At 70.2% G+C, this 23,787-nt stretch carries 23 protein-coding genes and 1 pseudogene; 19 read left to right on the forward strand and 5 right to left on the reverse strand.

What is annotated here, in order from left to right; translation table 11 throughout:
* From A5622_RS10180 to A5622_RS10190, 3 genes and pseudogenes are all read left to right on the forward strand, one after another.
* The coding region (locus tag A5622_RS10180) for an HNH endonuclease signature motif containing protein (protein WP_156752909.1) at positions 1–900 on the forward strand (900 nt) is incomplete at its 5' end.
* A gap of 29 nt (positions 901–929) precedes the next feature.
* A pseudogene (locus A5622_RS10185) lies at positions 930–3,967 on the forward strand (acyl-CoA synthetase).
* Positions 3,960–4,175: a Trm112 family protein gene (locus A5622_RS10190; protein WP_066870523.1), complete on the forward strand. Its 216-nt coding sequence runs from the start codon at positions 3,960–3,962 to the stop codon at positions 4,173–4,175. Before A5622_RS10185 ends, A5622_RS10190 begins: the two are co-directional and overlap by 8 nt.
* Here A5622_RS10190 and A5622_RS10195 read toward each other — a convergent pair.
* The 4 genes from A5622_RS10195 to A5622_RS10210 form a co-directional block, all read right to left on the reverse strand.
* Entirely contained in the window at positions 4,141–4,764 is a 624-nt protein-coding gene (locus A5622_RS10195; RefSeq protein ID WP_066878286.1) for a TetR family transcriptional regulator, read from the reverse strand. The two genes, A5622_RS10190 and A5622_RS10195, sit on opposite strands and share 35 nt — an antisense overlap.
* Before the next feature lie 142 nt (positions 4,765–4,906).
* Complete coding sequence (locus A5622_RS10200) at positions 4,907–5,656, reverse strand: ABC transporter permease (protein WP_232002299.1); 750 nt, start codon at positions 5,654–5,656, stop codon at positions 4,907–4,909.
* Between the two features lie 2 nt (positions 5,657–5,658).
* Complete coding sequence (locus A5622_RS10205) at positions 5,659–6,423, reverse strand: ABC transporter ATP-binding protein (RefSeq protein ID WP_066878288.1); 765 nt, start codon at positions 6,421–6,423, stop codon at positions 5,659–5,661.
* A gap of 127 nt (positions 6,424–6,550) precedes the next feature.
* Complete coding sequence (locus A5622_RS10210) at positions 6,551–7,828, reverse strand: ammonium transporter (RefSeq protein ID WP_066870534.1); 1,278 nt, start codon at positions 7,826–7,828, stop codon at positions 6,551–6,553.
* Between the two features lie 108 nt (positions 7,829–7,936).
* Here A5622_RS10210 and A5622_RS10215 point away from each other — a divergent pair, with 108 nt between their 5' ends.
* The 14 genes from A5622_RS10215 (at position 7,937) to xerD (ending at position 21,644) form a co-directional block, all read left to right on the forward strand.
* Entirely contained in the window at positions 7,937–8,581 is a 645-nt protein-coding gene (locus A5622_RS10215) for a DNA-3-methyladenine glycosylase (protein WP_066878290.1), read from the forward strand.
* Positions 8,582–8,613: 32 nt separating this feature from the next.
* Positions 8,614–9,885, forward strand: coding sequence for a tyrosine--tRNA ligase (tyrS, locus tag A5622_RS10220; protein ID WP_066878292.1), 1,272 nt, complete (start codon positions 8,614–8,616; stop codon positions 9,883–9,885).
* Between the two features lie 98 nt (positions 9,886–9,983).
* Positions 9,984–10,346: a DUF732 domain-containing protein gene (locus A5622_RS10225; protein ID WP_066878294.1), complete on the forward strand. Its 363-nt coding sequence runs from the start codon at positions 9,984–9,986 to the stop codon at positions 10,344–10,346.
* Positions 10,347–10,374: 28 nt separating this feature from the next.
* Positions 10,375–11,175: a tetratricopeptide repeat protein gene (locus tag A5622_RS10230; RefSeq protein ID WP_231998297.1), complete on the forward strand. Its 801-nt coding sequence runs from the start codon at positions 10,375–10,377 to the stop codon at positions 11,173–11,175.
* A 1-nt stretch (position 11,176) separates the two neighbouring features.
* Positions 11,177–12,235, forward strand: coding sequence for an HAD-IIA family hydrolase (locus A5622_RS10235; RefSeq protein ID WP_066878296.1), 1,059 nt, complete (start codon positions 11,177–11,179; stop codon positions 12,233–12,235).
* A 23-nt stretch (positions 12,236–12,258) separates the two neighbouring features.
* On the forward strand, positions 12,259–12,444 hold the full coding sequence (locus tag A5622_RS10240) for a hypothetical protein (RefSeq protein WP_066872227.1): 186 nt from the start codon (positions 12,259–12,261) through the stop codon (positions 12,442–12,444).
* An 8-nt stretch (positions 12,445–12,452) separates the two neighbouring features.
* Complete coding sequence (locus tag A5622_RS10245) at positions 12,453–13,262, forward strand: TlyA family RNA methyltransferase (protein ID WP_066878297.1); 810 nt, start codon at positions 12,453–12,455, stop codon at positions 13,260–13,262.
* Positions 13,259–14,188, forward strand: coding sequence for an NAD kinase (locus tag A5622_RS10250; RefSeq protein ID WP_082972497.1), 930 nt, complete (start codon positions 13,259–13,261; stop codon positions 14,186–14,188). The genes A5622_RS10245 and A5622_RS10250 overlap by 4 nt, the downstream gene beginning before the upstream one ends.
* A 25-nt stretch (positions 14,189–14,213) precedes the next feature.
* Complete coding sequence (recN, locus tag A5622_RS10255; RefSeq protein WP_066878300.1) at positions 14,214–15,977, forward strand: DNA repair protein RecN; 1,764 nt, start codon at positions 14,214–14,216, stop codon at positions 15,975–15,977.
* Positions 15,978–16,090: 113 nt separating this feature from the next.
* Positions 16,091–17,272, forward strand: a complete 1,182-nt coding sequence (steA, locus tag A5622_RS10260) for a putative cytokinetic ring protein SteA (protein WP_066872237.1) — start codon at positions 16,091–16,093, stop codon at positions 17,270–17,272.
* Positions 17,273–18,217 carry a copper transporter gene (locus tag A5622_RS10265; RefSeq protein ID WP_066878302.1) on the forward strand — a complete coding sequence of 315 codons (945 nt, stop codon included), beginning with the start codon at positions 17,273–17,275 and terminating at the stop codon, positions 18,215–18,217. It abuts the gene before it with no gap.
* Between the two features lie 121 nt (positions 18,218–18,338).
* Entirely contained in the window at positions 18,339–20,090 is a 1,752-nt protein-coding gene (locus A5622_RS10270) for a CTP synthase (protein WP_066878304.1), read from the forward strand.
* Positions 20,083–20,706, forward strand: a complete 624-nt coding sequence (locus A5622_RS10275; RefSeq protein WP_066878306.1) for an NUDIX hydrolase — start codon at positions 20,083–20,085, stop codon at positions 20,704–20,706. Before A5622_RS10270 ends, A5622_RS10275 begins: the two co-directional genes overlap by 8 nt.
* Positions 20,703–21,644 (forward strand): site-specific tyrosine recombinase XerD, encoded by a 942-nt coding sequence (gene xerD / locus A5622_RS10280; protein WP_066872248.1) that lies wholly within the window; start codon positions 20,703–20,705, stop codon positions 21,642–21,644. Before A5622_RS10275 ends, xerD begins: the two co-directional genes overlap by 4 nt.
* A 19-nt stretch (positions 21,645–21,663) precedes the next feature.
* Here xerD and A5622_RS10285 read toward each other — a convergent pair whose 3' ends face one another.
* Positions 21,664–22,416 (reverse strand): O-methyltransferase, encoded by a 753-nt coding sequence (locus tag A5622_RS10285; RefSeq protein ID WP_066878308.1) that lies wholly within the window; start codon positions 22,414–22,416, stop codon positions 21,664–21,666.
* Positions 22,417–22,703: 287 nt separating this feature from the next.
* Between A5622_RS10285 and A5622_RS10290 the strand changes: the two genes are divergently transcribed.
* Both A5622_RS10290 and A5622_RS10295 read left to right on the forward strand, forming a co-directional pair.
* Complete coding sequence (locus A5622_RS10290; protein ID WP_066872253.1) at positions 22,704–23,567, forward strand: ParA family protein; 864 nt, start codon at positions 22,704–22,706, stop codon at positions 23,565–23,567.
* On the forward strand, positions 23,564–23,787 hold a 224-nt coding region (locus tag A5622_RS10295), incomplete at its 3' end, for a segregation/condensation protein A (protein ID WP_197497903.1). The genes A5622_RS10290 and A5622_RS10295, both read left to right, overlap by 4 nt.

Genomic DNA, 23,787 nt, shown 5'->3' on the forward strand with positions numbered 1-23,787 from the left:
GGCACCCTGCTGGCCCCGGACGCCCATGCGCTGGACCGGCGGTTGACTGCGTTGGCGGCCACGGTGTGTGAGCACGACCCGCGCACCCGCGAGCAGCGCCGCGCTGATGCCTTGGGCGCGCTGGCATGCGGGGCGGACCGGCTTGGCTGCCGCTGCGGGCGCGCCGACTGCGCGGCCGGCAAACGACCCGCGCCGAGTCCGGTGGTAATCCACGTGATCGCCGAGCGCTCGGTGCTGGACGGGGTGGCTAAGGCGCCGGCATCAGAGCTGGGCGCCGACGGGCTCATCGCCCCCGAACTGGTTGCCGAGTTGGCCGCCACGGCCAAACTCTCCCCGCTGATCCACCCCGGCGAGGCCGCCCCCGAGCACGGCTACATCCCTTCGAAAGCGCTGGCCGATTTCGTGCGGTGCCGGGACCTGACCTGCCGCTGGCCCGGCTGCGACCGCCCGGCCACGGACTGCGACCTCGACCATACGATCCCGTACGCCGACGGCGGGCCGACGCATGCGTCGAACCTCAAGGCGCTGTGCCGCACCCATCATTTGGTCAAGACGTTTTGGGGCTGGCGCGAACAGCAGCTGCCCGACGGCACCCTGATCCTGACCTCACCGGCGGGACACACTTACGTCACCACGCCGGGCAGCGCGTTGCTGTTCCCCAGCCTGTGCGTGCCCACCGGCGCGATATCGGCCACCGAAGCCGACCCGCCCCGCGACTACTGCGCCGACCGGACGGCGATGATGCCCAAACGCCGCCGCACCCGCGCCCAGGACCGCGCCGCGCGCGTGGCCACCGAACGCCGCCACAACCGCGACGCACGCCTGGCCCGAGCGGCCCCACCGGCGAACCACGCCTGGCCCACCACGCACGGGTTCGACGAGGATCCACCACCGTTCTAACGGGAACCACCGCCTTTCTAGCTGCCCTGATGTGCCATGATGTCCAAGCTGTCAAGACTCAGGGAGCAGCAGTGGATCTCAATTTTTCGATGGTCACACGACCGGTCGAGCGGTTGATCGCTACCGCGCAGAACGGGCTGGAGGTCTTGCGACTGGGGGGCCTGGAAACCGGTAGCGTGCCGTCGCCGTCGCAGATCGTCGAGAGCGTGCCGATGTACAAGCTGCGGCGGTATTTTCCGCCGGACAGCCGGCGCGGCCCGTCACCCGCCGGGCCGCCGGTGCTGATGGTGCACCCGATGATGATGTCGGCGGACATGTGGGACGTCACGCGCGAGGAAGGCGCGGTGGGCATCCTGCACGCCCAGGGCATCGACCCCTGGGTCATCGACTTCGGCGAGCCGGACAAGGTCGAAGGCGGCATGCGGCGCACCCTGGCCGACCACATCGTCGCGCTCGGCCAGGCCATCGACACCGTCAAGGATGTGACCGGCAGCGACGTGCACCTGGTCGGCTACTCCCAGGGCGGGATGTGGTGTTACCAGGTCGCCGCCTACCGGCGTTCCAAGGCCCTCGCCAGCATCGTCACCTTCGGTTCGCCGGTGGACACGCTGGCCGCGCTGCCCATGGGCATCCCGGCGAATTTCGCGGCGCCCGCCGCCAATTTCATGGCCGACCACGTCTTCAGCCGGCTGGCGATCCCCAGCTGGATGGCGCGCACCGGCTTCCAGATGCTCGACCCGCTCAAGACCGCCAAGGCGCGAGTGGACTTCCTGCGCCAGCTGCACGACCGCGAGGCGCTGCTGCCGCGCGGCAGCAGCGCCGATTCCTCGAGCGCGAAGGCTGGATCGCGTGGTCGGGTCCGGCGATCTCCGAGCTGCTCAAGCAGTTCATCGCCCACAACCGGATGATGACCGGCGGCTTCGCAGTCAACGGCCAGATGGTGACGCTCACCGACATCACATGCCCCGTGCTGGCGTTCGTCGGCGAGGTCGACGACATCGGACAGCCCGCCTCGGTGCGCGGCATCCGGCGGGCTGCCCCCAACGCCGAAGTCTACGAATACACCATCCGCACAGGGCATTTCGGCCTGGTCGTGGGATCCAAAGCGGCACAGCACAGTTGGCCGACCGTTGCCGAATGGGTGAAGTGGCTGTCCACCGGCGGCGACAAACCCACCAGCATCGACCTGATGGCCGACCAGCCCGCGGAGCACACCGACAGCGGGGTGGCGCTCAGCTCCCGGATCGCGCACGGCCTCGGGGAGGCCTCCGAGGCGGCGCTGGGCATCGCGCGTGGCGCGGCCAACACCGTCGTCGCCGCCAACAAGTCCGTGCGCACCCTGGCCGTCGAGACGGCCCGGACCCTGCCCCGCCTGGTCCGCCTGGGCCAGATCAACGACCACACCCGAATCTCGCTGGGCCGCATCATCGAAGAGCAGGCCCACGACGCCCCGCAGGGCGAATTCCTGCTGTTCGACGGCCGCGTGCATACCTACGAGGCAGTGAACCGGCGCGTCAACAACGTCGTCCGCGGCCTGATCGACGTCGGGGTGCGGCAGGGCGATCGTGTCGGCGTGCTGATGGAGACCCGGCCCAGCGCGCTGGTGGCCATCGCCGCGCTGTCCCGGCTCGGCGCCATCGCGGTGGTGATGCGGCCCGACACCGACCTGGCCGCCTCGGTGCGGCTCGGGGGAGTGACCGAGCTGCTGACCGACCCCACCAACCTCGACGCGGTGCTGGGCTCCGACCGCCAAGGCCTGCGCCAGGTGCTGGTGCTCGGCGGCGGCGAGTCGCGGGACCTGCACCTGCCCGAGGACTCCGACGTCATCGACATGGAGCAGATCGACCCGGACGCCGTCGACCTGCCCGGCTGGTATCGCCCCAACCCGGGACTGGCCCGGGACCTGGCGTTCATCGCGTTCACCGCGGCCGGCGGCGAGCTGGTGGCCAGGCAGATCACCAACTACCGCTGGGCGGTGTCGGCCTTCGGCACCGCCTCGACGGCCGCCCTGGACCGCCGCGACACCGTCTACTGCCTGACGCCGCTGCACCACGAGTCGGCGTTGCTGGTCAGCCTCGGCGGCGCGGTGGTCGGCGGCACCCGCATCGCGCTGTCGCGCGGCCTGGACCGGAACCGATTCGTCCAGGAGGTGCGCCAGTACGGCGTCACGGTGGTGTCCTACACCTGGGCCATGCTCCGCGAGATCGTCGACGACCCGGCGTTCGTGCTGCAGGGCAATCACCCGGTGCGGCTGTTCATCGGTTCCGGCATGCCGACCGGGCTGTGGGGGCGCGTCGTCGAGGCGTTCGCGCCGGCCCACGTCGTCGAGTTCTTCGCCACCACCGACGGGCAGGCGGTGCTGGCCAACGTGTCCGGCGCCAAGGTCGGCAGCAAGGGCCGACCGCTGCCGGGCGCCGGGCGCATCGAGCTGGGCGCCTACGACGCCGAGCACGACCTGATCCTGGAGAACGAACGCGGCTTCGTGCAGATCGCCGCACCCAAGGAGGTCGGGGTCCTGCTCGCGGCCTCCAACGGCCCGATCGATCCGAGCGCCTCGGTCAAGCGCGGCGTCTTCGCCGCCGGCGACACCTGGATATCGACCGAGTACCTGTTCTATCGCGACGACGACGGCGACTACTGGCTGGCGGGCCGGCGCGGCTCGGTGGTGCACACCGCGCGCGGCCTGGTCTATGCCGAGCCGGTCACCGACGCGCTGGGGTGCATCAACGGTGTCGACCTCGCGGTCACCTACAACGTGCCGTTCGGCAACCTCGATGTCGCGGTGTCGGCCGTGACGTTGTTGCCCGGGGCCAGCATCACCGCGGCGGATCTGACCGAAGCCTTCGCGGACCTGCCGATCGGACTGGGACCCGACATCGTGTGTGTCATACCGGAAATGAACCTGAGCGCGACCTACCGTCCCACCGTCAGCGCGCTGCGGGCGGCCGGGATTCCCAAGTCCGGGCGCCAGGCTTGGTATTTCGACACCGCCAGCGAGCAGTACCGTAGGTTGACGCCCGCCGTGCGGGCGGAATTGAGCGCCGTGTATCGAGGTGACGATGATTGACCGGGCATTGCTCGACATCCTGGTGTGCCCGGACGACCGGGGCCCGCTGGTGCTGGTCGGCGAGGAACTGCTCTACAACCCGAGGCTGCGGCGCGCCTACCGCATCGAGGACGGCATCCCGGTGCTGCTGATCGACGAGGCCCGCGACGTCGGCGACGACGAGCACGCGCGGATCATGGCACAAGACCATCCGGCAGATCCCCGGTGAGATAGCGCTGCAGGTTCGGCGCGATGGTCCGGGCGACCTGCTCGGGCGGCAGCGACGCGAACGGCTCCAGTGCCAGGATGTAGCGCGCCATCACCACGCCCACCAGCTGCGAGGCCACGAATTGGATGCGCAGGGTTCCGCTACCCGCCGGATTGTCCACGCGGCTGCCGACTTCGACGGCGATCACGTCCTCGATGAAGGTGCGGAACAGGTTGCTTTCCGAACCGGCCAGGATCGATCGCAGCGTGGCGATGAACGCCGCACCGATCTCGGAGTCCCACAGCGGCAACAACATTGAGGGCAGCCGGTAGCCGAGCTCCTCGACGGGCACCTCGCGCAGCGGGCCGATGACCTCCATCGGGTCGATCGGGATGTGCACGGCCGCGGCGAACAGCTGCTCCTTGGTGCCGAAGTAGTGGTGCACCAGCGCCGAGTCCACGCCCGCCGCCGCGGCCACCGCCCGTATGGAGGTGTTACGGATTCCTTTGCTGGCGAACAGCTCTCGCGCGCTGGCCAGGATGCGGTCGCGGCTGTCGGAGACACCGGCCGGCCGCCCCCGCCGCCGGCGCCCGGCGCTGGTGGCCGTCACCAGGCGCCCGGCTGCGCCGCGCTTGCGATCGCCACTACCGCTCCGTGGCGACCCGCCGCGCCCGGCTGCGCCGCGCTTGCGATCGCCACTACCGCTCCGTGGCGACCCGCCGCGCCCGGCTGCGCCGCGCTTGCGATCGCCACTAGGGCGTCCGCCGCCGCAGCGTGGCCGCGGCCAGGCACAGCGCCGCCAGGGCGAAGCCCAGCACCACGACGATGTCGCGCACCGCGATGAACGTCAGGTCCGGGTGGGCACCCACCTGCTGTAAGGCCTCCAGCGCGTAGCTGGCCGGCAGCACGTTGCTGATCCATTGCAGCCAGTGTGGCATCAGGGCCCGCGGCACGATGATGCCGGCCAGCAACAGCTGCGGCACCATTACCAGGGGAATGAACTGCACGGCCTGAAACTCGGTGCGGGCGAACGCACTACAGAGCAGGCCAAGGCCGACGCCCAGCACGGCGTTGACGATCGCGATGACGAACACCCAGACCGGGCTGCCCGCCGTGTCGAAACCCAGCAGCCAGAACGAGACGATGCACGCCAGAATCGCTTGCGCCGCAGCGGCGACGGAGAAGGCGGTGCCGTAGGCGATCAGCAGATCGAGGCGCCGCAGCGGCGTCGTCAGAATGCGCTCCAGCGTCCCGGAGGCCCGTTCACGTTGCATGGTGATCGCGGTGATGATGAACATCACGAACAACGGGAACAGGCCCAGCAGGATCAGGCAGGCGTTGTCGAACGGGGTCGGGCCGCCCGGGCGGTGCGGGGCGTTCTCAAACATGAAGTACATCAGCGTGATCACCAGGACCGGCACCAACAGGATCATCGCGACGCTGCGGCGGTCGCCGACGAGCTGGCGCAGGATGCGCGCCGTCGTCGCGGTGTAGCCGCGCAGGGTCAGCCCGCTTCGCGCATGGTGCTGCGCTTGATGATGGACAGAAACGCGTCCTCCAGTGACGTGCATCCGGTGTCCTCTCGCAGTTGGGTTGGGGTGGTGTGGGCGACCAACCGGCCGTCACGCATCAGCAGCAGGTCGCCGCAGTGATCGGCCTCGTCCATCACGTGGCTGGAGACCAGCAGCGTGGTCCCGCCGCGGGCCAGTTCGGCGAACTGCTCCCAGAGATCCGCGCGCAGCACCGGGTCCAGGCCCACCGTCGGCTCGTCGAGCACCAGCAGGTCGGGCTGGCAGACCAGCGCGCAGGCCAGCGACACCCGGGTGCGCTGACCCCCGGAGAGGTTGGCGCACAAGGCGGTTCGGTGATCGGTCAACCCCACCCGGTCGATGGCGGCGTCGGCGGCCTGGCCGTCGAACCCGTACAGCGCGGCGAAATAGCGGACGTTGTCCACCACCCGCAGGTCGTTGTAGATCGTCGGGTCTTGCGGCAGGTAACCGACGCGGTGGCGCAGTTCGGCGCTGCCCGCGGTTTTGCCGAGCACGGTGACGGTGCCCTTGGTGAGGATCTGGGTGCCGACGATGCAGCGGATCAGTGTGGTCTTGCCGCAGCCCGACGGTCCGAGCAGGCCGGTGATGCTGCCCTGGGCGATCTGCACGGAGAAGTCGTGCAGGGCCGGGCGTTTGCCGCGGATGACGCGCAGGTGATCGATGCGCACCGCCGGCTCCGCGGGGCCGGCAATTAATTCATCACGGGATGAACTCATCATGCGATGAATAATCGTCGCGTCGCGCCGGGTTGTCAAGGGCTGCCGACGACGGCGCGAGGGGTCGCGGTTCCGTCGCCGTAGTGAGTTTTAAACGGCTGGCACGGCCGCTAGCGCCGCGCCGACGGGCCTAGTTGAAGCGCTCGCCGGTCGCGGGGCGGCGCTGCGGCAGGTGCCCGTGCACGCCCTCGGCGTAGGCGGTTTCGGCGTGCTGGGTGAGGTCGACGCCGGTGGTCTCGTCCTCGGCGCTGACCCGGAATCCGATCAGCCGGTCGATCGCCTTGCCCAACACGAACGTCATCGTGAACGCGTAGAGGGCGACGACCGCGATCGCCAGCGCCTGCTTGCCCAACTGGCCGAAGCCGCCCCCGTAGAACAGGCCCCGCGGGCCCGCCGTCATGACCGCGGTGGCGAACAGGCCGATCAACGACACACCGACCACGCCGCCGACGAAGTGCACGCCCACCACGTCGAGCGAATCGTCATAGTTGAAGCGCAGTTTCGCGCCCACCGCGAACGCGCACACGACGCCGGCCGCGAGTCCGACGACGGTCGCGCCGAGCGTGTTGACGGTGCCGCAGGACGGGGTGATGGCGACCAGGCCGGCGACCACTCCCGACGCCGCACCGAACGTGGTGGGCCGGCCGTCGCGGATCTGTTCGACCGAGAGCCAGCCGAGCATGCCCAGGCATCCGGCCACCAGGGTGTTGAGGAAGATGGCCGCGGCGGTTCCGTTGGCGGCCAAGGCGGAACCGGCGTTGAACCCGAACCAGCCGAACCACAGCAGCCCGACACCGACGAACAGCAGCGGCAGGTTGTGCGGCCGCATGGCGTCCTTCTTGAACCCGATGCGCGGCCCGAGCACCAGCGCCAGCGCCAGCGCCGAAGACCCGGAGACGATCTCGACGACGAGCCCGCCCGCATAGTCGAGCACGCCGAGCTTGGCCAGCCAGCCGCCGGACCCCCAAACCCAGTGCGCGACAATCGAATACACCGCGATCGTCCACACCGGGACGAACACCATCCAGGCGGCGAACTTGGCGCGGTCGGCGATCGCCCCGCTGACCAGGGCGGCCGTGATGATCGCGAAGGTCAACTGGAACGTGGCGAAGAGCAGTTCGGGGACCGTGCCGTGCACGGTGTCGGGGGTGATGCCGAGCATGCCGAAATGCCTGAGGTTGCCGGCGAGTCCGCCGACCCCGTCCTCGGAGAAGGCGATGGTGTAGCCCACCAGCAGCCACGCCACCGTCACCAGCGGTATGGAGATGAAGCTCATCATGATCATGTTGAGCACGCCGGTGGTGCGGACCATGCCGCCGTAGAAGATGGCCAGGCCGGGGGTCATCAACAGAACCAGTGCGGTGCTGGCCAGCAGCCACGCGGTGGCGGCGGGATCGATCGCATGCATCAGGTGGGCTCCTTCTCGCGGCCCTGGGGTCACGGGACACCGGGATACTGCCACGTCCGGACTGCCGGTAGGTTCGTTGGGTTAAGAAAAGAGGATTCAGGATCTGATGTGGTCGAGGCTCGAGGACGATTTCGCGAAGGCACGGCTGCGGCCCAGCTGTTAGTCGACCCGGTCGAGGCCGCGCGCCGGCTCCTGGGCGCCACCCTGACCGCGCGGGGCGTGAGCGGGCTAGTCGTCGAGGTCGAGGCGTATGGGGGAGTTCCCGACGGTCCGTGGCCCGACGCCGCCGCCCACTCGTACAAGGGATTGCGGGCCCGCAACTTCGTGATGTTCGGGCCCCCGGGGCGGCTCTACACCTACCGCAGCCACGGGATCCACGTCTGCGCCAACGTGTCCTGCGGGCCCGACGGCACCGCCGCCGCGGTCCTGTTGCGCGCCGCCGCCATCGAGGACGGCACCGAGGTCGCCCGCGCCCGCCGCGGCGAGCTGGTGCACACCGCGGCCCTGGCGCGCGGCCCGGGCAACCTGTGCGCTGCCATGGGAATCACCATGGAGGACAACGGCATCGACCTGTTCGCGCCCGACAGCCCGGTGCGCCTGGAACTGCACGAACCGCTGACCGCGACGGCCGGCCCCCGGGTCGGCGTCAGCCAGGCCGCCGACCGGCCGTGGCGGTTGTGGTTGCCCGGGCGCCCGGAGGTCTCGGCCTACCGCCGCAGTCCCCGCGCCGCGGCGCCGGGCGCCAGCGACTAGCCGAACCGATCTGGGGTGAAAGGATCTTGGACATGGGCGAGAACATCATCGACGAGCTGGGCTGGCGCGGCCTGATCGCGCAGTCCACCGACCTCGATGCGCTGGCCGCCGAAGCGCAGCGCGGGCCGCTGACGGTGTACGCCGGCTTCGACCCCACCGCGCCGAGCTTGCACGCCGGGCACCTGGTGCCCCTGCTGGCGCTGCGCCGCTTCCAGCGCGCCGGCCATCGCCCGATCGTGCTCGCCGGCGGGGCCACCGGCATGATCGGCGACCCGCGGGACGTCGGCGAGCGCACCCTCAACGAGGCCGACACCGTCGCCGAATGGACCGAGCGGATCGGCGGACAGCTGCGGCGCTTCGTCGACTTCGACGATTCGCCCACCGGCGCGATCGTCGTCAACAACCTGGACTGGACCCGCCCGCTGTCGGCGATCGAGTTCCTTCGCGACCTCGGCAAGCACTTCTCGGTCAACGTCATGCTGGACCGCGACACCGTGCGGCGGCGCCTCGACGGCGACGGCATCTCCTACACCGAGTTCAGCTACATGCTCCTGCAGGCCAACGACTACGTCGAACTGCACCGGCGGTACGGCTGCACGCTGCAGATCGGCGGCTCCGATCAGTGGGGCAACATCATCGCCGGCGTGCGGCTGGTGCGCCAGCAGCTGTCCGCCTCGGTGCACGCGCTGACGGTGCCGCTGGTGACGGCCGCGGACGGCACCAAGTTCGGCAAATCCACCGGCGGTGGCAGCCTGTGGCTGGACCCGGCGCTGACCACGCCGTACGCCTGGTACCAGTACTTCTTCAATACCGCCGACGCCGACGTCGTCCGCTACCTGCGCTGGTTCACCTTCCTGACCGCCGACGAGCTCGGCGAGCTGGAACAGGCGACCGCCGAGCGTCCCCAGCAGCGCGCCGCCCAGCGGCGGCTGGCGCGCGAACTGACCGTGCTGGTGCACGGCGAGGCGGCCACCGAGGCCGTCGAGCACGCCAGCCGGGCGCTGTTCGGGCAGGGCGAGCTGGACCGGCTGGACGAGGCCACGCTGGCGGCGGCGCTGCGCGAGACCTCGGTCGCCGAGCTCAAACCCGGTGGCCCGGACGGGATCGTGGACCTGCTGGTCGCCACCGGCCTGTCCGAGAGCCGCAAGGCCGCGCGTCGCACGCTCGGCGAGGGCGGCGTCTCGGTCAACAACGTCCGCATCGAGAGCGAGGAATGGGCGCCGCAACCGTCGGACTTCCTGCACGGCAAATGGCTGGTGCTGCGCCGCGGCAAGCGCACGGTGGCCGGGGTCGAAAAGCTCTAGCCCGACCGGCCGCCGGGGGGCGCCGCAAAACGCGTGCGTGCACAGATCTTTACCTCCCCGTGTCGTCGACGTGACCGTGGGCGACCACTGTTGTCACGGTGATTTTCGCGACGCGTGTGCGGTCCACCGCCCTGCGGATCCTGGGGGTGATCGCCGGCCTGGTGGCGCTGGCCGCGGCGCTGTCGGCACCCATCCGCGCGGACATGCTGGGCAATGCCTTCCTGTCGGCGCTGACGAACGCCGGGATCGCCTACACGCAGCCGACCAGCACCATGGCGATGGGGCAGTCGGTGTGCCCGATGCTGTTCGAGCCCGGCGGGTCGTTCGACGAGGTGACGTCCAGGATGGCCGAGGGCAACGGAATGTCGTACGAGATGGCGGGCCGGTTCACCATCGTCGCGATCGCGACCTACTGTCCGGCGGTGATCGCGCCCCTGCTGGGCAACCGGCTGCAAAGTTAGGCGTGGCGCTGCCCGTATTCTCGGCAGCGTGGTCGACGACAGGCAACGACAGCGCGGCGAGCGGCGGGGGCGGCCGGCATCCAACGGCTGGTCGGGTCCGGGCCGTGCGCGGCCGGTCCAGCCGCAGAGCGCCGGACGCCGCGACGGCCAGGCCGAGCGCGCGCCGCAGGGCGGCCCGCCGATACCGCCCGGAGTGGAGGCAAAGCAGCTGGCACCCGACATCCGCCGCGAGCTGAGCACCCTGGACCGCGCCACCGCCGACGCGGTGGCGCGCCACCTGGTGGCCGCGGGCGAATTGCTCGACGAAGACCCGCAGGCCGCCCTGAGCCACGCCCGGGCGGCGCGCGCCCGGTCCAGCCGGCTCGCCACCATTCGGGAAGCGGTCGGCATCGCCGCCTACCACTGCGGCGACTGGTCGCAGGCGCTCGCGGAACTGCGTGCGGCCCGCCGGATGGGCAGCAAGTCCCCGCTGCTGGCCCTGATCGCCGATTGCGAACGCGGACTTGGCCGCCCGGAGCGGGCGATCGAGCTCGCGCGCGGGCCCGAGGCCGCCGAACTGTCCGGGGACGACGCCGACGAGTTGCGCATCGTCGCGGCCGGGGCGCGCGCGGACCTCGGCCAGCTGGAACAGGCGCTGACCGTGTTGTCCACGCCGCAACTGGATCCGGGCCGCACCGGCAGCACGGCGGCGCGGCTGTTCTACGCCTACGCGGACACGCTGCTGGCGCTCGGCCGCGCCGACGAGGCGCTGCAATGGTTCCTGCGCTCCGCCGCCGCGGACGTCGACGGTGTCACCGACGCCGAAGACCGGGTCAGTGAACTCGGCTGACATGCCCGCCGAACAACCCAAAACCCTTGCGCAGCAATACGACTGCCTGCTCATCGATTTGGACGGCACGATGTTTCGCGGCCGTCGGCCCACCGACGGCGCGGTGCAGGCGCTGGCGCGGGTGCGCAGCCGCGCGTACTTCGTCACCAACAACGCCTCGCGCAGCGCCGAGGAGGTGGCCGCGCACCTGACCGAGCTGGGCTTCACCGCCGTCGCCGACGACGTCGCCACCAGCGCGCAAAGCGCCGCCCGGCTGCTGGCCGACCAATTGCCGCCGGGCGCACCGGTGCTGATCGTGGGCACCGACGCCCTGGCCGACGAGGTCACCGCCGTCGGACTGCGCCCGGTGCGCAGCTACGACGACGACCCGGCCGCCGTCGTGCAGGGCCTGTCCCAGACCCTCGGGTGGCCGGAGCTGGCCGAGGCGGCGCTGGCCATCCGGGCCGGCGCGCTCTGGGTGGCGTCCAACGTCGACCTGACCCTGCCCACCGAGCGCGGGCTGCTGCCCGGCAACGGATCGTTCGTGGCCGCGCTGCGGGCGGCCACCGGCGGCGAGCCCCAGGTCGCGGGCAAGCCGGCGCCCGGACTGCTGCGCGACGCCGCGGCCCGCGGCGACTTTCGCGCCCCCCTGGTGGTCGGCGACCGCCTCGACACCGACATCGAGGGCGCCAACGCCGCCGAGTTGCCCAGCCTGATGGTGCTCACCGGGGTCAATTCCGTGCGGGACGCGGTGTACGCCGAGCCCGCCCGGCGCCCCACCTACATCGGCCACGACCTGCGTGCGCTGCACGCCGACGGCGAGCGGCTCAAGGTCGGGCCGCAGCCGGGCTGGCGGATCGACGTTGCCGACACCGCGATCACCGTCAGCGCCGACGGGTCGGACGACGGGGACGGCCTGTCGATCGTTCGCGCGGTGGCCGCCGCGGTGTACGCGCGGTCCGGTTCCGGTTCCGGTTCCGGTTCCGGCTCCGGCTCCGGTTCCGGCGAAGTGCGCATCGAGGCCGGTGACGACGACGCCCGCGCCGCGCTGGGGCGCTGGTCTTTGGTGCGCACCGACTGACGGGTGACTAGCGTAGGAACGCGATGACTATCGATCCCGATCAGATTCGCGCTGAAATCGACGCCCTGCTCGCCCGGTTGCCGCAGCCCGGGGACGGTGCAGACCCCGAGCAGGTGCCGTCACTCGACGAGCTCGAAGAGATCGCCCGCCGCCTGTCCGAGGCGCACGACGTGCTGCTGGCCGCGCTGGAGTCGGCGGAGAAGGGCTGAGTGCGCGGATGTCTCGACGCGCCCGGGTTGACGCCGAGCTGGTCCGGCGCGGCCTGGCCCGGTCACGTCAGCAGGCCGCGGAGTTGATCGGCGCGGGGAAGGTGAGCATCGACGGGATGCCGGCGCGCAAGCCGGGCACCGCCGTCGCCGTCACCGCCGCCCTGACCGTCGCCGAGGACGGCGAGCGGGCCTGGGTCTCGCGCGGGGCGCACAAACTCATCGGCGCCCTGGACGCCTTCGAGATCGCGGTCGCGGGCCGTCGCTGCCTGGACGCCGGCGCGTCGACAGGCGGCTTCACCGAAGTGCTGCTGGATCGCGGCGCGAGCGAAGTGGTCGCCGTCGACGTGGGATACGGCCAGCTGGCGTGGTCGCTGCGCAGCGACGCGCGGGTGGTCGTCGTCGAGCGGACCAACGTCCGCGACCTGGCGCCCGAGGCGATCGGCGGGCCGGTCGACCTGGTGGTGGCCGACCTGTCGTTCATCTCGCTATCCACGGTATTGCCGGCGTTGGCTGGATGTGCCGCACCGAACGCGGATATCGTTCCCATGGTGAAGCCGCAGTTTGAAGTGGGCAAGGGCCTGGTCGGCGCCGGGGGTGTGGTGCACGACCCGGTCCTGCGCGCCGACGCGGTGCTGGCGGTCGCCCGCCGCGCGAGCGAGCTGGGTTGGCACACCGTCGATGTCACCGCCAGCCCGCTGCCGGGGCCGTCGGGCAATGTCGAGTACTTCCTGCGGCTGCGCGCCCAGACCGATCGGCCGTTGGGCGGCGACGACCTGGCGACGGCGGTGCGCCACGCCGTGGAAAGCGGGCCACAGTGAACGAAGATGCTCCCCGCACCGTCCTGATGGTGGTCCACACCGGCCGCGACGAGGCCACCGAGACCGCGCGACGTGTACAGAAGGTGCTGGGCGACAACGGGATCGGGCTTCGCGTGCTGTCCGCCGAGGCGGTCGACAAGGGGCCGCTGCACCTGGCCCCCGACGACATGCGCGCGCTGGGCATCGAGATCGAGGTGGTCAACGCCGACCCCCAGGCCGCCGAGGGTTGCGAATTGGTGTTGGCGTTGGGGGGTGACGGCACCTTCCTGCGGGCCGCCGAACTGGCGCGCAACGCCAACATCCCGGTGCTGGGCATCAACCTGGGCCGCATCGGCTTTCTGGCCGAGGCGGAGGCCGAGGCCATCGATCGGGTGCTGGAACACGTTGTCGCACAAGATTATCGGGTGGAGAACCGCCTGACGCTCGACGTCATGGTCCGCCAGGGTGGTGACGTCTCCGTGCACGGTTGGGCGCTCAACGAGGTCAGCCTGGAAAAGGGTCCGCGGCTCGGCGTGCTCGGGGTGGTCCTCGAGATCGACGGGCGCCCGGTCTCGGCGTTCGGCTGCGACGGTGTGCTGGTCTCGACGCCTACCGGGTCCACCGCCTACGCGTTCTCCGCCGGCGGGCCGGTGTTGTGGCCGGACCTCGAGGCAATCCTGGTGGTACCCAACAACGCTCACGCGCTGTTCGGCAGGCCCATGGTGACCAGCCCGGACGCCACCATCGCGATCGAGATCGAGGCCGACGGGCACGACGCCCTGGTGTTCTGCGACGGTCGCCGCGAAATGTTGATTCCCGCGGGCAGCCGGCTGGAGGTAAAGCGTTGCGACACACCGGTGAAATGGGCCCGGCTGGACAGCGCCCCCTTCACCGACCGGTTGGTGCGCAAGTTCCGGTTGCCGGTGACCGGGTGGCGCGGGAACTGACTGCTCTTGCACAGGTGCTGACTGAATGCTGACCGAAATCCGCATCGAGTCGCTCGGTGCTATCAGCGCCGCGGTCGGGGAGTTCGACCGCGGCCTGACCGTCCTGACCGGCGAGACCGGAACCGGCAAGACCATGGTGGTGACCGGGCTGCACCTGCTCGGCGGTGCCCGCGCGGACGCGACCCGGGTGCGGTCCGGCGCCGATCGTGCGGTGGTCGAAGGCCGTTTCACCACAACCGATCTCGACGAGGCCGTGGTGGTGAAGCTGGACGAGATGCTGGACGCCTCGGGCGCCGAACGCGACGAGGACGGCAGCGTGATCGCGCTGCGCTCGGTCAGCCGGGACGGGCCGTCGCGTGCCTACCTCGGCGGCCGCAGCGTGCCGGCCAAGTCGCTGGGCGACTTCACCGCCGGGCTGCTGACGCTGCACGGGCAGAACGACCAGCTGCGCCTGATGCGGCCCGAGGAGCAATGCGGCGCGCTGGACCGGTTCGCGAAGGCCGGCCCAGCGCTGGAGCGCTACTGCAAACTGCGTGACGCCTGGCTCTCCGCGCGGCGCGACCTCCTGGACCGCCGCCACCGGATGCGCGAGCTCGCGCTGGAGGCCGACCGGCTGAACTTCGCGCTGAACGAGATCGACGCCGTGGACCCGCAACCCGGCGAGGACGACGCCCTGGTCGCCGAGATCGTGCGGCTCTCCGAGCTGGACACCCTGCGCGAGGCGGCGGCCGCCGCCCGGGCGGCCCTGTCCTCGGATGAGGCGGACGGGTCCGGGTTCAGCGCGACCGACAGCCTTGGAAAGGCAAGGGCCGCACTGGAATCCACGGGCGACGCCAAGCTGGTGGCGCTGGCCGGCCAGCTCGACGAGGTGCTGACCGTCGTCGTCGACGCCGCCGGCGAACTGGGCGGCTTCCTCGACGAGCTGCCGGCCGATGCCAGCGCCCTGGAATCCAAGCTGGCCCGGCAGGCGGAATTGCGCACGCTGACCCGCAAGTACGCCGCGGATATCGACGGGGTGCTCGCCTGGGCCGCCGAGTCGCGACAGCGGCTGGCCCAGCTCGACGTCTCGGAGGAGGGGCTGGCCGCCCTGGCGGGCCGGGTCGACGAGCTCGCGCGCGAATTGGCCGGGGCCGCGGTCGATCTCAGCACGATTCGGCGCAAGGCCGCCAAGCGGCTGGCCAAGGAGGTCACCGCCGAGCTGTCCGGGCTGGCGATGGCCGACGCGCAATTCAGCATCGACGTCGCCGTCGATGTGGTGCCGGACACCGCGTCCTCCGCCGACGACACGGCCACGCTGGTGCTGCCGTCGGGCGAGCTGGCCCGGGCCGGCGCCGACGGCGTCGACCGGGTGGAGTTCGGCTTCGCCGCGCACCGTGGAATGGACCAGCTGCCGTTGGCCAAGAGCGCCTCCGGCGGCGAGCTGTCCCGGGTGATGCTCGCGCTGGAAGTGGTGCTGGCCGCCTCGGCGGCTGGGACAACCATGGTGTTCGACGAGGTGGACGCCGGCGTGGGCGGCCGGGCGGCGGTGCAGATCGGGCGGCGGCTGGCGCGGCTGGCGCGCACCCACCAGGTCATCGTCGTCACCCATCTGCCGCAGGTCGCGGCCTACGCCGACGTGCACCTGGTGGTGCATGGCGCCGGGCCGAAGGGGACCAGCGTGGTGCGGCGGGTCGCCGACGACGAGCGGGTGGCCGAGCTGGCGCGGATGCTGGCCGGGCTGGGCGAATCCGACAGCGGCCGCGCGCACGCCCGCGAACTGCTCGAGGCGGCGCAGAAGGATGAGATCTAACCGTCCGGAACGCGTAATACAGATGTGACTCGTGGGACTCTAGATAACTTCTGAGGCTGATGTTACGGCGCGCCTCCCGTCCTCGCCCACCCTTCGCGGACAGAATCGCCCCCATGAAGATGTCAGGCCTGCTCTCCCGTAACCCCGCCCGGCCGGGCCTCGTCGGCACCGCCCGCGTTGACCGGAACATCGACCGACTGCTCCGTAGGGTGTGCCCCGGCGACATCGTCGTGCTCGACGTCCTGGACCTGGACCGCATCACGGCCGACGCGCTGGTGGAAGCCGACATCGCCGCGGTCGTCAACGCCTCCCCGTCGGTGTCGGGCCGCTACCCGAACATGGGTCCCGAGGTGCTGGTCAACAACGGGGTGACGCTGATCGACGAGGCCGGCCCGGACATCTTCAAGAAGGTCAAGGACGGCGCCAAGATCCGCCTGCACGAGGGTGGGGTGTACGCCGGCGACCGCCGGCTGGTCCGCGGCACCGAGCGCACCGACCACGACATCGCCGACCTGATGCGCGAGGCCAAGAGCGGACTGTCCGCGCACCTGGAGGCCTTCGCCGGCAACACCATCGAGTTCATCAAGAGCGAGAGCCCGCTGCTGATCGACGGCATCGGCATCCCGGACGTCGACGTCGACCTGCGCCGCCGGCACGTGGTGATCGTCGCCGACGAGCCCAGCGCCGAGGAGGACCTGCGCTCGCTCAAGCCGTTCATCAAGGAGTATCAGCCGGCGCTGATCGGCGTCGGCAGCGGCGCGGACGTCCTGCGCAAGGCGGGCTACCGCCCGCAGGTGATCGTCGGCGACCCCGACCAGATCAGCACCGACGCACTCAAGTGCGGGGCCCAGGTCGTGTTGCCCGCCGACGCCGACGGGCACGCGCCCGGGCTGGAGCGCATCCAGGACCTCGGCGTCGGGGCGATGACGTTCCCCGCCGCGGGCTCGGCGATCGACCTGGCGCTGCTGCTGGCCGACCACCACGGCGCCGCGCTGCTGGTGACGGCCGGCCACACCGCGAACATCGAGACGTTCTTCGACCGCACCCGCGCACACAGCAACCCGTCGACCTTCCTGACCCGGCTGCGGGTGGGGGAGAAGGTGGTGGACGCCAAGGCCGTGGCCACCCTGTACCGCAACCACATCTCGGCGGGCGCCATCGCGCTGCTGGCGCTGACCATGCTGATCGCCGTCATCGTCGCCCTGTGGGTGTCGCGCACCGACGGCGTGGTGCTGCACTGGGTCACCGACTACTGGAACCACTTGTGCGCGATGGTGCAGAGGTGGGTCACCTAAATGATCTCCTTGCGTCAACACGCCCTGTCGCTGGCCGCGGTCTTCCTGGCGCTGGCGGTGGGCGTGGTGCTGGGCTCCGGCTTCCTGTCGGACACCTTGCTGTCCAGCCTGCGCGACGAGAAGCGGGACCTGACCACCCAGATCAGCGGGCTCAACGACCAGAAGAATGTACTGAACGAAAAGCTAAGCGCGGCAAACAATTTCGACACCCAACTGGCCGGTCGGATGGTGCACGACGCGTTGGGCGGCAAGTCGGTGGTGGTGTTCCGCACCCCCGACGCCAAGGACGATGACGTGGCGGCGGTGTCGAAGTTCATCGGTCAGGCCGGCGGGACGGTGACCGGGACGGTGTCGCTGACCGATGAGTTCGTCGAGGCCAACTCCGCGGAGAAGCTGCAGACGGTGGTGAACTCTTCGGTGCTGCCCGCGGGCCAACAGCTGAGCACCAAGCTGGTCGACCAGGGCTCGCAGGCGGGCGATTTGATGGGCATCGCGCTGCTGGCCAACGCCAACCCGGCGGTGCCCGCCGTGGACGACGTCGCGCGCAACACCGTGCTGGCGGCGCTGCGCGACACCGGCTTCATCACCTATCAGGCCACCGACCACATGGGCGCGGCGAACGCCGCGCTGGTCGTCACGGGCGGCTCGCTACCCCAGGACGCCGGCAACAGGGGCGTCAGCGTGGCCCGGTTCTCGGCCGCACTGGCCCCGCACGGCTCGGGCACCCTGCTGGCCGGGCGCGACGGGTCGGCGACCGGCGGCGCCGCCGTCGCGGTGACGCGCGCGGACGCCGGGATGAACTCGGCCATCAGCACCGTCGACGACGTCGACGCCGCGCCCGGTCGCATCACCGCGGTCCTGGGCCTGCACGACCTGCTGAACGGCGGTCACGCCGGGCAGTACGGCACGGGTCACGGGGCGACGTCGATCACGGTGCCTCAGTAGCGGGCGTGTTAGCCGCGGCACAGCGCGGTGGATGTTAGGGTGGGTTTCCGTGGGTCGGCAGGCCCATCTAGTTATTCGCTAGACAATTTTGACGCCCTGCCCGTCTTCACGGAGGTCGCCTGTGCGAAAGCATCCGCAATCCGCCACCAAGCACCTCTTCGTCAGCGGGGGCGTCGCTTCCTCGTTGGGTAAGGGGTTGACCGCCAGCAGCCTTGGCCAGCTGCTGACGGCCCGCGGGTTGTACGTGACGATGCAAAAGCTCGATCCGTACCTCAACGTCGACCCCGGCACCATGAACCCGTTCCAGCACGGCGAGGTCTTCGTCACCGAGGACGGCGCCGAAACCGACCTTGACGTCGGGCATTACGAGCGGTTCCTGGATCGCGACCTGTCCGGTTCGGCGAATGTCACTACCGGGCAGGTGTATTCGACGGTCATCGCCAAGGAGCGCCGCGGCGAATACCTCGGCGACACCGTCCAGGTGATTCCGCACATCACCGACGAGATCAAAGGGCGCATCATGTCGATGGCCCAGCCCGACGCCCAGGGCAACCGGCCCGACGTGGTGATCACCGAGATCGGCGGCACCGTGGGCGACATCGAGTCGCAGCCCTTCCTGGAGGCCGCGCGGCAGGTGCGTCACGATGTCGGCCGGGAGAACGTCTTCTTCCTGCACGTCTCGTTGGTGCCCTACCTGGCCCCCTCGGGTGAACTCAAGACCAAGCCCACCCAGCACTCGGTGGCCGCGCTGCGCAGCATCGGTATCACCCCGGACGCGCTGATCCTGCGTTGCGACCGTCCCGTCCCGGAGGCGCTGAAGAACAAGATCGCGCTGATGTGCGACGTCGACATCGACGGCGTCATCTCCACGCCGGACGCGCCGTCGATCTATGACATTCCGAAGGTGCTGCACCGCGAGGAACTCGACGCCTACGTGGTGCGCCGGCTGAGCCTGCCGTTCCGCGACGTCGACTGGACCGAATGGGACGACCTGCTGCGCAGGGTGCACGAGCCGCACGAGACGGTGCGAATCGCGTTGGTGGGCAAGTACGTTGACCTGTCCGACGCCTACCTCTCGGTGACCGAGGCGCTGCGCGCGGGCGGGTTCTCCCACCACGCCAAGGTGGAGATGGTGTGGGTGCCCTCCGACGACTGCGAGAGCGCGGCCGACGCCGCGTCGGCGCTGGGCGACGTGCACGGCGTGCTGATCCCCGGCGGCTTCGGCATCCGTGGCATCGAGGGCAAGATCGGCGCCATTCGGTACGCACGGTCGCGCGGGCTGCCGGTGCTGGGGCTGTGCCTGGGCCTGCAATGCATCGTGATCGAGGCGGCCCGATCGGCCGGTCTGGCCGAGGCGAACTCGGCCGAATTCGACCCCGAGACACCCGATCCCGTCATTTCGACGATGGCCGACCAGGTCGACATCGTCGCCGGCGAGGCCGACCTGGGCGGCACCATGCGGCTGGGCGCCTACCCGGCGGTGCTGGAGCCGGAATCGATTGTGGCTCAGGCCTATGGCGCCACGGAGGTGTCCGAGCGGCACCGGCACCGCTACGAGGTCAACAACGCCTACCGCGACAAGATCGCCGAGAGCGGCCTGAAGTTCTCCGGCACCTCTCCGGACGGCCATCTGGTGGAGTTCGTCGAATACCCGCCGGACGTGCACCCGTTCATCGTCGGCACCCAGGCGCACCCGGAGCTCAAGAGCCGGCCCACGCGGCCGCACCCGCTGTTCGTGGCCTTCGTCGGCGCGGCCATCGACTACAAAGCGGGCGAGCTGCTGCCGGTGGAGATCCCGGAGCAGTCGTCGAACGGCATCCAGCACCGGGACAGCGCTGCGCGGCCGATACCTGAGCCCGCGACCCGTGGCTGAACACGAATTCTCCACGGCGTCATCCGAAACGCTGTACACCGGAAAGATTTTCGCGCTGCGCAGCGACCGGGTGCGGATGCCCGGTGACACCATCGCGGTGCGTGAAGTCGTCGAGCACTACGGGGCGGTCGCCATCGCGGCGCTGAACGCCGAGAACCACATCGCCATGGTCTACCAATACCGGCATGCCTTCGGGCGGCGGCTGTGGGAGCTGCCCGCCGGGCTGCTGGACGTCGCGGGTGAGGAGCCGCAGCACACGGCCGCCCGGGAACTGCAGGAGGAGGCCGGCCTGCGGGCGGACACCTGGCAGGTGCTGGCCGATCTGAACTCCGCCCCCGGATTCAGCGACGAATCGGTGCGGATCTACCTGGCCACCGGGCTGAGCGCGGTGGATCGGCCCGAGGCGCATCACGAGGAAGCCGACATGACGCTGCGCTGGTTTCCGATTGCCGAGGCGGCCCGGCTGGTGTTCAGCGGCGAGGTGGTGAATTCCATTGCCATTGCCGGGATTCTGGCCGCGCACGCGGTCACCGAGGGATTTGCGCAGCCGCGTCCGGTGGACAGTGAGTGGATCGACAGGCCGACGGCGTTCGCCGCGCGCAAGGCCGCACAATGACCACGGTGGCGCTGGACACCCAGTTGCAGGGCTACCTTGACCACCTCACGATCGAGCGCGGCGTCGCCGCCAACACCCTGAGCTCGTACAGCCGCGACCTGCGCCGCTACACAAAACACCTGTCGGACCGGGGAATTCACGACCTGGCCAAGGTGGGCGAGAACGACGTCAGCGAATTCCTGGTGGCGTTGCGCCGCGGCGATCCCGACACCGGGGCCGCCGCGCTGTCCGCGGTGTCGGCGGCCCGAGCGCTGATCGCGGTGCGCGGGCTGCACCGGTTCGCCGCCGCCGAAGGGCTGGCCGAACTCGACGTGGCGCGCGCGGTCCGCCCGCCCACCCCGGGGCGCCGGTTGCCCAAAAGCCTGACGATCGACCAGGTTCTGGCGCTGCTGGAGGCCGCCGGCGGCGAGAGCCCGGCCGACGGCCCGCTGACTTTGCGGAACCGGGCGCTGCTGGAACTGCTGTACTCCACCGGCGCACGGATCTCCGAGGCCGTCGGCCTCGACGTCGACGACGTCGACACCCACGCCCGCTCGGTGTTGTTGCGCGGCAAGGGCGGCAAGCAACGGCTGGTGCCGATCGGGCGTCCGGCGGTCGCCGCGCTGGACGCCTATCTGGTGCGGGGCCGTTCGGAGCTGGCGCGTCGTGGGCGCGGAACGCCGGGCATCTTCCTCAACGTGCGCGGCGGGCGGTTGTCGCGGCAGAGCGCGTGGCAGGTGCTGCAGGACGCGGCCGAGCGCGCCGGGATCACCTCCGGGGTGTCGCCGCACATGCTGCGGCATTCCTTCGCCACCCACCTGCTCGAGGGCGGCGCCGACGTGCGCGTCGTGCAGGAGCTGCTGGGCCATGCCTCGGTGACGACGACGCAGATCTACACCATGGTGACGGTGCACGCGCTGCGCGAGGTGTGGGCCGAAGCCCATCCCCGGGCCCAATAGCGTTGTCGCACCGGGCCGCTCAGCCGAGATACTCGGACTCGAGCACCAGGTCGGACAGCAGGGTCTGATATTCGAGGTGCGCCTTGTGCTCGACGGTGTTGAACCGCTGGCCTTGTTGTTGGCGCATGTACTCCCGGTACTTCGGTGCGCCCGGCACCCGGACGTTGTCGGCGACCACGATCGACCCCGGATGCAACCAGCCCCGGTCCAGGATGCTCCTCAGGTCGTCCAGGTAGGCGTCCTTGTCGTGGTCCAGGAACACGAAATCCAAGGTGCCAGAAGTAAATCCATGCTCGTTGGCCAGCGCGTCGAGGGTGCGCCCACCGTCGCCGATGGTGCCGACCACACACGTCACCCGGTCGGCGACCCCAGCGTGGGCCCAGATCTGTCGGGCGTTGGCCGCGTTGGCCTCGGCGAGCTCGACGGAGAACACCTTGGCCTTCGGGGCGGCCCGGGCGATGCGTAGGGCGCCGTAGCCGACGTAGGTGCCCAGTTCGAGCGCGAGCGCGGGATCGGCGCGGCGGACCGCGGCGTCGAGCAGCTGCCCTTTCTCGTCGCCGACGTTGATCAGCAGTGACTTGTCGTAGGCGAACTTGTCGATGGTGGCCAGCACGTCGTCGATGTCGCCGGCCCGGGCGTTGCGCAGCACGTACTCGACGGCGGCCGCCTCGCGCCCGTCACCGATCTGGCCCGTGGTAATGATGTTGCGATTCCCGGCGGCCATGCGCCAGACCGACCACCGCAGCAGAGGTATCCGTCGCTTCAGGTTCATAGCCGCCACCATAGGCCGGTGGCGGTGTCGGCCGGCCGGCCTCGCGGCCGCCGGCGGTGACTATCGGTCATCCGCGACAGCGCTAGCGCCGGTGCTAGCGCGTTTCGACGTCGCATCACCCCCCGGAAATTGGTGCACATGTGACTGAAGTGAATAGGCTGTCGGGATGTGCGTTCTACCACCGATTTTTGCCCATATTGGCTGGTTAATTGCCTGCGGGTCGCCGGGTTTCGCGCGCCGAACCCGTTAGACTTTCCGACGATGTTCACCTCCCGAACACCCCCGCCATGACCGAGCAGCCGGACAACGGCGTCGAGCTCGGCCTGACCGGGCGGCCGCCGCGGGCGATCCCGGAGCCACAGCCGCGCACCTCGCACGGCCCGGCCAAAGTCGTCGCCATGTGCAACCAGAAGGGCGGCGTCGGGAAGACCACGTCCACCATCAATCTGGGCGCCGCGCTGGCCGAATACGGCCGCCGGGTGCTGCTGGTGGACATGGATCCGCAGGGCGCGCTGTCCGCGGGCCTGGGCGTCCCGCACTACGAGCTGGACAAGACCATCCACAACGTCCTGGTCGAGCCGCGGGTGTCCATCGACGACGTGCTGCTGCAGACCCGGGTCAAGCACATGGATCTGGTGCCCAGCAACATCGACCTGTCGGCCGCCGAGATCCAGCTGGTCAACGAGGTGGGCCGCGAGCAGACCCTGGGCCGCGCGCTGCACCCGGTGCTGGACCGCTACGACTACGTGCTGATCGACTGCCAGCCGTCGCTGGGCCTGCTCACCGTCAACGGGCTGGCCTGCGCGGACGGCGTGGTGATCCCCACCGAGTGCGAATACTTCTCGCTGCGGGGCCTGGCGTTGCTGACCGACACCGTCGACAAGGTGCGCGACCGGCTCAACCCGAAGCTCGAGATCAGCGGGATCCTGCTCACCCGGTACGACCCGCGGACGGTCAACTCCCGCGAGGTGATGGCCCGCGTGGTGGAGCGGTTCGGTGACCTGGTGTTCGACACCGTCATCACCCGGACCGTGCGATTCCCGGAGACCAGCGTCGCCGGCGAACCCATCACCACGTGGGCCCCGCGCTCCACCGGCGCCATCGCCTATCGCGCGCTGGCCCGCGAATTCATCGACCGATTCGGCGCGTGAACGCGGCCGCAACCGGTGAGGCGCCACAGCAGAACGGCTACGGGGCTGGCTTCCAAGTCCGCCTGACCAATTTCGAGGGCCCGTTCGACCTGCTGCTGCAGCTGATCTTCGCCCATCGCCTCGACGTGACCGAGGTGGCGCTGCACCAGGTCACCGACGACTTCATCGCCTACACCCGCGAAATCGGCCCGCAGCTCGAGCTGGAGGAGACCACCGCGTT

The sequence above is a fragment of the Mycobacterium sp. 1245801.1 genome (genome assembly GCF_001673055.1).
Taxonomy (GTDB): domain Bacteria; phylum Actinomycetota; class Actinomycetes; order Mycobacteriales; family Mycobacteriaceae; genus Mycobacterium; species Mycobacterium europaeum_A.

What these genes read in the sequence shown, in the direction of transcription:
- A5622_RS10190 (WP_066870523.1), top strand. Translation starts at nt 3,960, where the DNA reads ATGATTGACCGGGCATTGCTCGACATCCTGGTGTGCCCGGACGACCGG.
- A5622_RS10205 (WP_066878288.1), bottom strand. Translation starts at nt 6,423, where the DNA reads ATGATGAGTTCATCCCGTGATGAATTAATTGCCGGCCCCGCGGAGCCG.
- A5622_RS10210 (WP_066870534.1), bottom strand. Translation starts at nt 7,828, where the DNA reads ATGCATGCGATCGATCCCGCCGCCACCGCGTGGCTGCTGGCCAGCACC.
- tyrS (WP_066878292.1), top strand. Translation starts at nt 8,614, where the DNA reads ATGGGCGAGAACATCATCGACGAGCTGGGCTGGCGCGGCCTGATCGCG.
- A5622_RS10235 (WP_066878296.1), top strand. Translation starts at nt 11,177, where the DNA reads ATGCCCGCCGAACAACCCAAAACCCTTGCGCAGCAATACGACTGCCTG.
- A5622_RS10240 (WP_066872227.1), top strand. Translation starts at nt 12,259, where the DNA reads ATGACTATCGATCCCGATCAGATTCGCGCTGAAATCGACGCCCTGCTC.
- A5622_RS10245 (WP_066878297.1), top strand. Translation starts at nt 12,453, where the DNA reads ATGTCTCGACGCGCCCGGGTTGACGCCGAGCTGGTCCGGCGCGGCCTG.
- recN (WP_066878300.1), top strand. Translation starts at nt 14,214, where the DNA reads ATGCTGACCGAAATCCGCATCGAGTCGCTCGGTGCTATCAGCGCCGCG.
- steA (WP_066872237.1), top strand. Translation starts at nt 16,091, where the DNA reads ATGAAGATGTCAGGCCTGCTCTCCCGTAACCCCGCCCGGCCGGGCCTC.
- A5622_RS10265 (WP_066878302.1), top strand. Translation starts at nt 17,273, where the DNA reads ATGATCTCCTTGCGTCAACACGCCCTGTCGCTGGCCGCGGTCTTCCTG.
- xerD (WP_066872248.1), top strand. Translation starts at nt 20,703, where the DNA reads ATGACCACGGTGGCGCTGGACACCCAGTTGCAGGGCTACCTTGACCAC.
- A5622_RS10285 (WP_066878308.1), bottom strand. Translation starts at nt 22,416, where the DNA reads ATGAACCTGAAGCGACGGATACCTCTGCTGCGGTGGTCGGTCTGGCGC.
- A5622_RS10290 (WP_066872253.1), top strand. Translation starts at nt 22,704, where the DNA reads ATGACCGAGCAGCCGGACAACGGCGTCGAGCTCGGCCTGACCGGGCGG.